Origin of the sequence: Polaribacter sp. KT 15, assembly GCF_900143115.1 — a bacterium.
In the GTDB taxonomy this organism is placed as follows: domain Bacteria; phylum Bacteroidota; class Bacteroidia; order Flavobacteriales; family Flavobacteriaceae; genus Polaribacter; species Polaribacter marinaquae.
In genome coordinates this window covers 2,786,991-2,799,199 of the sequence record NZ_LT670850.1, presented here as the reverse complement: position 1 = coordinate 2,799,199, position 12,209 = coordinate 2,786,991, and the positions used below count along the sequence as shown (strand labels likewise).

Below are 12,209 nucleotides of genomic sequence, written 5' to 3'. Positions count from 1 at the left end.
ATATAATAAGTACGAAACGGTTGAGTATGTATATTGAACTGCTTCAAACAAAAACAGGTATTTATACTAGCTTTTAACTTTATTCTATTAACTAATTTAGTGCAATAAATAAATTCTATATTCTTTTTATGGTTATTAATAATGACAGAGTACAACTGCCTTTTAATTTTGATACTGAAAAACTAACGCAAGAAACAAAAATTTTATGCCATGAAGATTTTGTTTATTATAATGTAATCCAATTACGAGGTCCAGCTCATATAGTAGATTCGTCTTTACCTTTTCCGCCACCTGCAAAAGATTATGCTGATGGTTCTTGGACAAAATGGCTAAATACAAACTCTTTAGAAAAATCAGTATATCTAAAAAGTATTGTTGAAAAATTTCAAAAAAACACAACAGTAACTTTGGTTAGATTATTAAGGCTTGCACCATATTCTGAAGTAAAAGAACACACAGACCCAACTTTAGGTCTAACGGTAGAAAAATCTGTAATTAGAATTACAATACCTATTTTAAATAATGATAAAATGGTTTTTAGTTTAAACAAAACACCTATAAATATGAAACCGGGCGAATGTTGGTATTTAGATTTAACAAAGCCTCATCAAATTACTAATAATTGTAATGAAGAACGCATAAACTTAACAATAGATATGATACCCAATGATTGGTTGAAAAACTTGATAAAAAAATCCCAATAATTTCTTATTGGGATTTTTAATAACTTTATTTAAAAAGTAATTATACGTTAAATCTAAAGTGCATTACATCACCATCTTTTACAATATAATCTTTACCTTCTACTCTCATTTTACCCGCTTCTTTCACTTTAGCTTCGCTACCAAAAGTAACATAATCTTCGTAAGAAATTGTTTCTGCTCTAATAAAGCCTTTCTCAAAATCTGTGTGAATTACTCCTGCTGCTTGTGGTGCAGTAGAACCAATAGGTATTGTCCAAGCTCTAACTTCTTTAACACCTGCCGTAAAGTAAGTTTGTAAGTTTAATAATTTATACGCAGAACGAACTAACCTAGAAACACCAGCTTCTTCTAAACCAATATCAGCTAAAAACATTTGTCTTTCTTCGTAATCGTCTAATTCTGTTATATCTGCTTCTGTACCAACAGCTAATACAATTACTTCTGCATCTTCTTCTTTTACAGCTTCTTTTACTTTTTCTACATATTCGTTACCAGAAACTGCAGAACCTTCATCTACATTACAAACATATAACACTGGTTTTGCTGTAATAAACTGCAAAGATTGTACAAATTCTATTTCTTTTTCAGAAAAATCTAAAGCTCTAACAGAAGTACCTTGTAATAATGTTTCTTCAATTTTTAATAAAACTATCAATTCTGCTTGCGCTTCTTTATTACCAGTTTTAGCAGTTCTTTTTACTCTTTCTAGTCTTTTTTGAACAGTTTCTAAATCTTTTAACTGTAATTCGATATCGATTGTTTCTTTATCTCTAACAGGATCAATAGAATTATCTACATGAATAATATTATCATTATCAAAACAACGCAAAACGTGTAAAATTGCATCTGTTTCTCTAATATTTGCTAAGAATTGATTTCCTAAACCCTCTCCTTTACTTGCTCCTTTTACCAAACCTGCAATATCTACTATTTCTACTGTAGCTGGTAAAACTCGCTCTGGATTCACAAGTTCTTCTAACTTTTCTATTCTTTTATCTGGCACATTTACTACACCTAAATTAGGTTCGATTGTACAAAAAGGAAAGTTGGCACTTTGCGCTTTTGCATTAGATAAACAATTAAATAAGGTTGATTTTCCTACGTTTGGTAATCCTACAATTCCGGCTTTCATGTGTAATAAATTTAATAAAAGAAAGATTTAACCTAATTTTTGTTAATCTTTCATAAATTTTTGAGAGTGCAAATATAATACTTTGTTAAACTTTTTAAGGTTTTATTTTACAATAATAAAAAATGATACTTTTAGAAATAAAAGCATCCTATGAAAATAAAATTACATCTATTTTTAACAATTTTAATTGTTAATTTCTCTTTAAACGCCCAAAAAATTTCTGGTTACGTATTTTCGAAAACTTCTAATAAACCAATTGATCGTGTTGCCATTGTAACAAACAATAAAACAGGTACAGTAAGCGATAAATTTGGCAATTATAATTTACAACTTAAAAATGCTACAAAAATCACTTTCTCTTCTTTGGGTTATCAATCAGTAACATTGACTATTAATGATTTAATCAACCAAAAATACAAAGTCTACTTATTAGAAAATATAAATCAATTAGCAGAGATAGAGCTAAAATTTGATAAAATATCCTTAGAAAGTTTAATACAGAAAACTTTAGACAGTATGCGTAAAAATTATATTACTTTTAGTAATAAACAAGATATATATGTTTACGAAAATCAAAAAATAGATTTTAACAAACTAGAATTAGATTTAGAATCTAGCTCTCTACTTAATAAACAAAATAGAAAATTGGCACAAAAAGACTTTGAAAATTTTTCTAAAAATTTAAAAAATATAAGTCCCGAGTTTTCTAAGGAATTTTATGCTAAGATTAATACACAAAGTATAAAACCAAAAAAGACTAATAAAAAAGTTTCTATTATTAAGGTTGATAATGTCGAAGGATATCGAAAAAAAGAATTGTTTAATGGCATAACCTTAAATAATCTTCAAAATAAAATTCAGAATATTGTTTTAACACATTTAGATAAAAATAAAACATATAAAGTAAAAACAGGATTGTTTAAAGTTGAAGACTCTTTGTCTTTTAAAGAGGTTTCTAAAAAAACCGATTCTTTAAAAAACGACAATTCTTTTGGCAATTTTAGAATAACAAATAACAAAAGAACTATAGAAAATAAAGGTTCTTTTTTTTTAAATAATGACGAAAACAACTTTTTAAATAGCAAGTTTTACAGTCAATCTTTAGAAAAAAGTGAAATTACAAATGGTAACAAAATGTACGTTATATCGTATAAACCTAAAAAATCTAAAGCAAAATATTCCGGAAAAATATATATTAATCCTGTTAATTTTAGCATACAAAAAATAATTTATAAGTACGCAAAAGGAAAACGAGGCGAACATGTAAATTTAAAATGGCTTTTAGGTATTAAGTATTCAGAAAACGAGGACGCCACTACTCTATTTTATGAAAAAGACAACGATGGTAGCGTTTACGCTTCTTATCTAAAACAGGAAATAAAAAACTATGCGTACATAAATAGACCTATAAAATTTATTGAAAACTCAAAAAATAGAGAAAAAATAAAATTCAATATTAAAGTAGAAGTTAATCTAAATGATGTAACAGAAGTTTTATTAAACGAGCCGACAAAAACACTTAATAAAAATCTAATACCTTACACAAAAGAAGATTTCAAAAAAAAATCTACTTATATTTCTGATGAAAAACACAACGCATCGTCATGGAAAAACAGACAACTAATAATAAATTATTTAGAAAAGAATTCATAAAAAAATCCTGAGTAAAAAACTCAGGATTTTAAATTTTATGCTTTAAAAAAGATTAATCGTTGTGTAAAAACTTTTGTTTTGCTAACAATTCTTCTTCAGTTTCTACATTATCATCATCTGGCACACAACAATCTACAGGACAAACAGCTGCACATTGTGGCTCTTCATGAAAACCTTTACATTCTGTACATTTATCTGCTACAATATAGTAAACTTCATCAGAAATTGGTTCTTGATCTTCATCTGCATTTATTGTTTTACCGTTTGGTAACACTGCCCTTCCCGATAAATCTGTTCCGTCAGAATATTTCCAATCGTCTGCGCCTTCATAAATTGCTGTGTTAGGACATTCTGGTTCACAAGCACCACAATTTATACATTCATCTGTTATTATAATTGCCATAATTTTCTTTTCTGTTTTGTACCTTTGCAATTGCAAAAATAACGCCAAAAATAGTTACAACCAAAATAAATGGATAGTATTCAAAATAGAATTACTGCTTTTGTAAAATTAGGAGCATTTTTAAGTCAGTTTTCTCAAGAAAAAATAGCAAAAAAAGAAAGTGTAGAATTTAACGATCTTTTTTTTGATGGATTTAAGCATCAAATAAAATTAGCTCAAGAAAATAATTCTTGGTTTACTAAAGATAATATTTTATTCTCTTTAGAAAGTTGGTCTAATGCACTAACAAAAAACAACTTAGAAGAATGGGTTTCTAAAAATTCGATAAACGATGCTGCTGCTAAAACTGTGGCAATCGTAATGGCAGGTAATATTCCTTTGGTTGGTTTTCATGATTTTTTATCAGTATTAATATCAGGAAATGCAGTTTTGGTTAAACAATCTTCTAATGATAAACATTTGCTACCTTTTTTAGCCAAGTATTTAGAATATGTAAATTCTAGTTTTAAAGGAAACATCTCTTTTACAGAGCAGAAATTAGAAAATTTTGACGCAGTAATTGCTACTGGTAGCGATAACACGGCTCGTTACTTTGAATATTACTTTAAAAACAAACCAAATATCATCAGAAAAAGTAGAAATTCTGTGGCGGTTTTAACAGGTAATGAAACTGAAGAAGATTTTACGAAATTATCTAATGATGTTTTTCAATATTTTGGTTTAGGTTGTAGAAGTGTTTCTAAACTTTATGTGCCAAAAAATTATAATTTTGATGCTTTTTTTACAGGAATGTATGCTAAAAAGGACATTATAGGCAATGCAAAATATGCCAATAATTACGATTATAACAAAGCTGTCTATTTAATGAGTGAGTTTGATTTATTAGAAAATGGTTTTTTAATGATTAAAGAAGATGAAAGCTACGCATCTCCTATTGCCACAATATTTTACGAATATTATGACAACGAAATAGATTTAAAAATTAAACTACATCAAGATAAAGAAAAAATTCAATGTATTGTTGCCAATAATTTTATAGAAAATGAAATTGCTTTTGGCGAAACTCAGAATCCTAAATTATGGGATTATGCAGACGGAATTAACACATTAGAATTCTTATCTAAAATATAAAACAACAACACAACCAACTATAAAAATGAAAAAGCATAATTTTAGCGCAGGACCTTGTATTTTACCAGATGAAGTTCTTAAAAAAGCATCTGAAGCAATTTTAAATTTTAATGATGATAATTTATCTTTAATCGAAATTTCTCACAGAAGCGAATCTTTTGTAAACGTTATAGAAAAAGCGAGATCTTTAGCTCTAGAATTATTAGGTTTAGAAAATAAAGGCTACAAAGCTTTGTTTTTACAAGGTGGTGCAAGTTTAGAGTTTTTAATGGTTGCTTATAATTTATTAAACAAAAAAGCTGCGTATTTAAATACGGGTACTTGGTCTAACAAAGCTATAACAGAAGCAAAAGCTTTTGGCGAGTTAATAGAAGTTGGTTCTTCTAAAGATAAAGGTTTTTCTTACATTCCTAAAGAATATAGTATCCCAAAAGATATAGATTATTTTCATTGCACAAGTAATAATACTGTTGCTGGTACACAAATGAAAACTTTTCCAAAAACAAATGTTCCTTTAGTTTGTGATATGAGCTCAGATATTTTTTCTAGGCAATTAGATTTCGAAAAGTTCGATTTAATTTATGCAGGTGCTCAAAAAAACATGGGTCCAGCAGGTGCAACTTTAGTTGTTATTAAAGAAGAAATTTTAGGAAAAGTAGAAAGACACATTCCTTCTATGTTAAATTATCAAGTACATATAGATAAAGACAGCATGTTTAATACACCTTCTGTTTTTGCTGTTTATGTTTCTATGTTAACTTTGCAATGGCTTAAAGATTTAGGCGGAATTCCATTTATCGAAAAAGTAAATGCTAAAAAAGCCGATTTATTGTATTCAGAAATTGATAGAAATCCGTTTTTCGAAGGAATTGTAGCTAAAGAAGATAGAAGTATTATGAATGCAACTTTTAACATTACAGACGATTCTTTAAAAGAATCTTTTGATAAAATGTGGAAAGAAGCTGGTATAAATGGCTTACACGGACACAGAAGTGTTGGTGGTTATAGAGCAAGCATGTACAACGCATTACCTTTATATAGTGTACAGGTTTTGGTAGATGTAATGCAAGAGTTTGAGAGAAATCAAAAATAAAAATACAAACCGTTCTTATTTAATTACAAATTTGAACAGACTGAAATAAAAGAATGAAAATATTAGCAAATGACGGTATTTCTAACAGCGGAATAGACGCTTTAGAAAAAGGAGGTTTTGAAGTATTAACTACTAAAGTTGCACAAAATCAATTAGAAAACTTTATAAACGATAATAATATTGATGCAATATTGGTTAAAAATAATACGCAAGTAAGACAAGAGTTAATAGAAGCTTGCCCAAGTATTAAATTGATTGGTATTAGTGGTGTAAATACAGATAATGTAGATGTAGAATTTGCAGAAGACAATGGGTTACACGTTATAAATACACCTAACGCAACGGCAAATGCTGTAGCAGAATTGGTTTTTGCTCATTTATTCGGAATGGCAAGATTTTTACACTCTTCTAACAGAGAAATGCCTTTAGAAGGCGATACTCGCTTTAAAGATTTAAAGAAAGCTTATGCAAGCGGTTTAGAGTTGCGCGGAAAAACATTAGGTATTATCGGTTTTGAAAAAACAGGACAAGCTGTTGCTAAAATTGCATTAGCTTTGGGTATGAATGTAATTGCTTCGGATGATAGAATTACAGGAGCACCAATTTCTATAGATTTTTTTAACGGTCAAAAAGTTACTATTAATATAGAAACCATAGATAAAGATGATGTTCTAGAAGCATCTGATTTTATTACTTTACATGCACCAGCACAAGAAAAATACATTATTAGTGGTGTAGAAATTGAAAAAATGAAAGATGGTGTAGGAATTATCAATACTGCAAAAGGTGGTATTTTACACGAAGTAGATTTAGTAAAAGCTATAGAAAGTGGTAAAGTACAATTTGCTGGTTTAGATGTTTTTGAAACAGAGCCAACACCTGCGGTACAATTATTAATGAATCCAGAGATTTCTTTATCACCAAACATTGGTTCAGAAAGTATAGACGCACAAGAAAGAATTGGTGCAGAATTAGCATCTCAAATTATTGCACTTTTAAGATAAAATATGGCAATTGTTAAACCTTTTAAAGCGGTAAGAGCTAAAAGAGATAAAGCAGCTTTGGTTTCTTCTAAATCTTATGAAGTTTATACACCAGAAATGCTAAATTCTAAATTAGCTTTTAATCCGTATACATTTTTACACGTTATAAATCCTGGTTATAAATATCACAAACAAGATATTACAGGAGAGTTACGCTTTAAATTGGTACATAACAGATATTTAGAATTTAAAGAAGACGAAATTTTCTTTCAAGATGAATTACCTGGTTTTTACATTTATCAAAAAATTACTGCAACAAATTCTTTCTGCGGAATAATCTCTGCAACTTCTGTAGAAGATTATCATAACGATGTTATAAAAAAACACGAAGGCACTTTAAAAGAAAGAGAACTGTTGTTTGAAAATTATTTAAAAAACACTGGTTTTAATGCAGAACCAGTGCTTTTAACATATCCAGACAATGATGATATATCATCAATAATAAAAAAATACACAAAAGAAAGAGCAGAATACGAGTTTTCATCAACAGATAAAACTTCTCATCTTTTGTGGGTTGTTAATGATAAGAAAGATGTTGCAAAGATAGAACAAGGTTTTAAAGAGGTTGATACGTTATATATTGCCGATGGTCATCATAGATCAACATCTTCTTGTTTGTTGGCAGATCGACTAGCAAAAGAAAACCCAAATCATACGGGTAAAGAAGCTTATAACTTTTTTATGAGTTATTTGTTACCAGAAAGTCAATTAAGTATTTACGAGTTTAATCGATTTATCAAAGACTTAAATGGCCTTACTCCGCATGAATTTTTAATAGAATTAGACACTATTTTTAGAATAGAAAACAGAAAACAAGAGTTGTACAAACCAAAAGAGAAACACCATTTTAGCATGTATCTTAATGGAGAGTTTTATGCTTTATACTTGCGCAAATCTTTATATAATTTTACAGATTCTTTAAGTAGATTAGATGCCCAAATATTATATACAACGGTTTTAAAACCAATTTTAGGTATAGAAGACATCAGAAACGATTCTAAAATAGTATATTCACAAGATAAATCTGATAGTTTAGAATTGAAAACAAAAGTAGATTCTGGCGAATTTAAAGTTTCTTTTGGCATGTTACCAACAACCATATCAGAATTAAAAGAAATAGTAGATGCTGGTTTGTTGATGCCACCAAAAACTACCTATATAGAACCAAAATTAAGAAGTGCATTAACTATTTACGAATTTTAAAATGATTACAGAAAATCTAAATCAAATAAAAGAAAGTTTACCAAGTTCTGTAACTTTAGTTGCTGTTTCTAAAACAAAGCCCGTAGAAGATTTGCAGGAAGCATATGATGCTGGTCAGCGTATTTTTGGTGAAAATAAAATTCAAGAAATGGTAAACAAATTCGAGGTTTTACCAAAAGACATTAAATGGCACATGATTGGCCATTTGCAAAGCAATAAAGTTAAGTATATGGCTAGTTTTGTAGATTTAATTCATGGTGTAGATAAATTTAAGACACTTAAAGAAATAGATAAGCAAGCCAAAAAAAATAACAGAGTAATTAATTGTCTATTACAAGCCAAAATAGCAAAGGAAGAAACTAAATTTGGTTTATCTTTTGATGAAATTGAAAAAATATTAATTTCTGAAGAATTACAAGATTTAAAAAACATTAAAATTGTAGGTTTCATGGGAATGGCTACATTTACAGATAACAAGAAACAACTAGAAGAAGAGTTTTTATCATTAAAAGCCTTTTTTAACAAACATAAAACTGCTACAATTAAAGACAATTGCAAGTTAGAAACTCTTTCTATGGGAATGAGTGGCGATTATAACTTAGCTATCGATTGTGGTAGTACTATGATTAGAGTAGGAAGTTCTATCTTTGGTAATAGAAACTATAACTAATTAATTGCTTAAAAAGATATAGAATTTGTACGTTATACTAGACATTGAAACAACAGGAGGTAAATTTAATGAAGAAGGCATTACAGAAATTGCTATTTATAAATTTGACGGACACTCGGTTGTAGATCAATTTATTAGTCTTGTTAATCCTGAAAAAGAAATCCAAAAATTTGTTGTAAAACTTACCGGTATAAACAACAAAATGCTACAAAATGCACCTAAATTTTATGAGGTTGCTAAAAGAATTATAGAAATTACTACAGATTGTACTTTAGTTGCGCATAATGCTGCTTTTGATTATAGAATTTTAAGCACCGAGTTTGATCGATTGGGTTATGATTTTAATAGAAATACACTTTGTACTGTAGAGTTAAGTCAGAAACTAATATTAGATCAACCTTCTTATAGCTTAGGTAAATTAACAAAAGCCTTAGGTATACCAATGACAGATAGACATAGAGCTTCTGGTGATGCATTGGCGACCGTGCAACTTTTTAAACTTCTGTTAGAGAAAGACATCGACAAATCTATTATTCAAAATTCTGTAAAATACCACGACAAAAGAGTTGAAAAAGAAAGGTTACAGAAACTTATCGATTCTGTACCAAAAGAACAAGGTTTATTTTACATTCATGATGCAAAAGGTAAAGTGATTTTTTTAGGTCGTGGCAAAAATGTAAAAGCAGAAGTAAATAAATTGTTTTTAAAACAAACACGTAGAGCAGTAAAAATTCAAGATAGAGCTGCTGCAATTTCTTTCGAAAAAACTGGCAACGATTTATTTACTAGACTTAAATATTATATAGAATTAGATATACTTTCACCAAAATTTAACTTCAGAAAAAAAAGAAAACCAAACTTACGCGAGTTTAACAACGAAGATTTTTTAATTTATGAAAAAGGAAGAGAAGTCGAAGAGCACGCTGTTATACTTGTAGAAAACAAAGAGGTATTTGGTTACGGATACACAAATTTAGCTTATCAAGAAAATCGTTTAGATATTTTAAAATCTGTATTAACACCAATAGAAGATAAAAACCTTGCAAAAACTATTGTTAAAAACTACTTAAATACAAGCTCTGTTAAAAAAATTGTTAGACTTTCAAATGAAAAAGATTAAAATTTTACTACTACTATTACTTACACACACATCTATTAACATTGCACAAGCAAAAAAATCTACTAAACTAGGTAAAACTACGCTCGAAGAATTAAAAATGTCTATTTATGACAAAGATTCTACTGCAGCTGCTGTAGTACTATATGAACATGCCAATGTTTATCTAGATCCAAATAACGATTATAATACTAGAACAGATTATTATTACAGAATTAAAATCTTTAATAAATCTGCCTTTGATTTAGCAAATATTAGCATCGATCTATATAAAAAAGAAAGATTAGTTGATTTAAAAGCAATTACTTACAATATCAATGATGATTCTAGAATTGTAAAAAATAATCTTATGGATAAAGATGTTTTTACAGTTGAAAATAGTGAAAGCTGGAAAACTAAAAAATTTACACTTTCTAAAATTAAAGAAGGTAGTGTTATCGAATATAAATACAGTGTTTTATCGCCATATTTAGGTTTAGACGATTGGACTTTCCAGTCTGAAATACCGAAAATTAAAAGTGAATTTGACGCAGCTGTTTTGGGTAATTATAAATACCATGTTCGATTAATTGGCTATTTAAATTTAGACAAAGATAATCCATCTATAAAAAAGAAATGTGTTTATATAGATGGCGTTGGCGAAGGAGCATGTATTATATATTCTTATGGTATGAATAACGTACCGGCCTTTAAAAAAGAAGAATATATGCTAAGTAAGAAAAATTATTTGGCAAGAATTACTTTCGATTTAATCTCATACACAGATGTGAGAGGTGATAAAACAAGCTACACAACTACTTGGAAAAAAGCAGACAAAAAATTAAAAGCTCAATTTTTTAACAATCAAACTTCAAAGAAGAGTTTTTTTAGAAAAAATTTACCAGAAAATTTATTCTCGATAGAAAATGAACTTAAAAAAGCAAAAGAAATTTACAAGTTTATTCAAAATCATTATACATGGAATGATAAAAATTGGACCAATGAAGACGCAAAAGTAAAAACAGCTTTTAATGAAAAATCTGGCAATGTTGGCGAAATAAACGTATCACTTTTTAATAGTTTAACGGCTGCAAACATAAACGCAAATTTAGTTGTCTTATCAACAAGAAATAATGGTATCCCTACAAAACTGCATCCTGTTATTTATGACTATAACTACGTAATCGTTAAAGTAAATATAGATGGTAAAGATTATTATTTAGATGCTACTGATAAATTTTTACCCTTTGGCTTGGTTCCGATAAGAACTTTAAACGGAGAAGCAAGGGTTATAAATTATGAAAAAGAAGGAAACTGGACTTATTTAGAGCCAACTATAAATTCAAATAAAAATATAAATATTAAACTTACTTTAAATGCAGAAGGTGTATTTACTGGAAATTTATTTATAAGAAAAACAGGATATTACGCACAAAAACAAAGAAAAAAACTAGCAAGTTTATCAAAAGATTCATATTTAGATGAAGTAGAATCTAAACATGTTGATCTAGAAGTAGAAGACTATAAAGTTGTTTCTAAAGATTTAATAGAGAAACCTATTACAGAAGTTTTTAAAGTCAAAATCTTTATGAATGAAGATTTAGGAAACACGGCTAGAATTAACCCTTTTATTTTTGAAAGAATAAATGTAAATCCTTTTAAATTAAAAGAAAGAAATTATCCTGTAGATTTCGCACACCCTTTTAAAAGTACTTTTTCATTAAGTTTAACAATTCCAAAAGAATATAAAGTATCTAAATTACCGAAAAATAAAGCAATTGCATTGCCTAATAAAGGAGGTACATTTATTATAAAGTCACAACAAAAAGATAATACAATAAATTTATATGTTAGCTTTAGTATCAATAGAAAAACATATACAAGTGAAGAATATTTCGCTTTAAAAGAATATTTTAAACAAATAATTATTGCCGAAAACTCTTTTATTCTATTAGAAAAAAATAAAGTTTAACAGTTTTAGACGATTAAAAACAAAAACTACTGATCAACAAACAGTTAAACTGTAAAATTGATTTTAAAAATAGTAAACAGCTATTTTTAAAATGTTAATATTTGTTAAA

General features: G+C 28.2%; 11 protein-coding genes. 9 read left to right on the top strand and 2 right to left on the bottom strand.

What is annotated here, in order from left to right:
• Nucleotides 1-128: 128 nt before the first annotated feature.
• Nucleotides 129-704, top strand: a complete 576-nt coding sequence (locus B5464_RS12415) for an aspartyl/asparaginyl beta-hydroxylase domain-containing protein (RefSeq protein ID WP_079738623.1) — start codon at nucleotides 129-131, stop codon at nucleotides 702-704.
• A 40-nt stretch (nucleotides 705-744) separates the two neighbouring features.
• On the opposite strand, the gene ychF is transcribed toward B5464_RS12415, so the two are convergent.
• Nucleotides 745-1,836 carry a redox-regulated ATPase YchF gene (gene ychF / locus B5464_RS12410; protein ID WP_079738622.1) on the bottom strand — a complete coding sequence of 364 codons (1,092 nt, stop codon included), beginning with the start codon at nucleotides 1,834-1,836 and terminating at the stop codon, nucleotides 745-747.
• Between the two features lie 150 nt (nucleotides 1,837-1,986).
• Between ychF and B5464_RS12405 the strand changes: the two genes are divergently transcribed.
• Nucleotides 1,987-3,489 (top strand): carboxypeptidase-like regulatory domain-containing protein, encoded by a 1,503-nt coding sequence (locus B5464_RS12405; protein ID WP_079738621.1) that lies wholly within the window; start codon nucleotides 1,987-1,989, stop codon nucleotides 3,487-3,489.
• 52 nt (nucleotides 3,490-3,541) lie between these two features.
• On the opposite strand, the gene B5464_RS12400 is transcribed toward B5464_RS12405, so the two are convergent.
• Nucleotides 3,542-3,892, bottom strand: a complete 351-nt coding sequence (locus B5464_RS12400; protein ID WP_079738620.1) for a 4Fe-4S dicluster domain-containing protein — start codon at nucleotides 3,890-3,892, stop codon at nucleotides 3,542-3,544.
• Nucleotides 3,893-3,961: 69 nt separating this feature from the next.
• On the opposite strand from B5464_RS12400, the gene B5464_RS12395 reads away from it, so the two are divergent.
• From B5464_RS12395 to B5464_RS12365, 7 genes are read left to right on the top strand one after another with little or no spacing between them, the layout of a single operon-like run.
• On the top strand, nucleotides 3,962-5,023 hold the full coding sequence (locus B5464_RS12395) for an acyl-CoA reductase (RefSeq protein WP_079738619.1): 1,062 nt from the start codon (nucleotides 3,962-3,964) through the stop codon (nucleotides 5,021-5,023).
• 25 nt (nucleotides 5,024-5,048) lie between these two features.
• A complete protein-coding gene (gene serC / locus B5464_RS12390; protein WP_079738618.1) occupies nucleotides 5,049-6,116 on the top strand; it encodes a 3-phosphoserine/phosphohydroxythreonine transaminase in 1,068 nt (355 codons plus the stop codon).
• A gap of 53 nt (nucleotides 6,117-6,169) precedes the next feature.
• Nucleotides 6,170-7,120 (top strand): D-2-hydroxyacid dehydrogenase, encoded by a 951-nt coding sequence (locus tag B5464_RS12385; RefSeq protein WP_079738617.1) that lies wholly within the window; start codon nucleotides 6,170-6,172, stop codon nucleotides 7,118-7,120.
• Between the two features lie 3 nt (nucleotides 7,121-7,123).
• On the top strand, nucleotides 7,124-8,362 hold the full coding sequence (locus B5464_RS12380) for a DUF1015 domain-containing protein (protein WP_079738616.1): 1,239 nt from the start codon (nucleotides 7,124-7,126) through the stop codon (nucleotides 8,360-8,362).
• Nucleotide 8,363: 1 nt separating this feature from the next.
• Nucleotides 8,364-9,032 carry a YggS family pyridoxal phosphate-dependent enzyme gene (locus tag B5464_RS12375; RefSeq protein ID WP_079738615.1) on the top strand — a complete coding sequence of 223 codons (669 nt, stop codon included), beginning with the start codon at nucleotides 8,364-8,366 and terminating at the stop codon, nucleotides 9,030-9,032.
• A 25-nt stretch (nucleotides 9,033-9,057) separates the two neighbouring features.
• Complete coding sequence (locus tag B5464_RS12370; RefSeq protein ID WP_077809032.1) at nucleotides 9,058-10,152, top strand: PolC-type DNA polymerase III; 1,095 nt, start codon at nucleotides 9,058-9,060, stop codon at nucleotides 10,150-10,152.
• Entirely contained in the window at nucleotides 10,139-12,100 is a 1,962-nt protein-coding gene (locus B5464_RS12365) for a DUF3857 domain-containing protein (RefSeq protein ID WP_079738614.1), read from the top strand. The genes B5464_RS12370 and B5464_RS12365 overlap by 14 nt, the downstream gene beginning before the upstream one ends.
• Nucleotides 12,101-12,209: the final 109 nt, after the last annotated feature.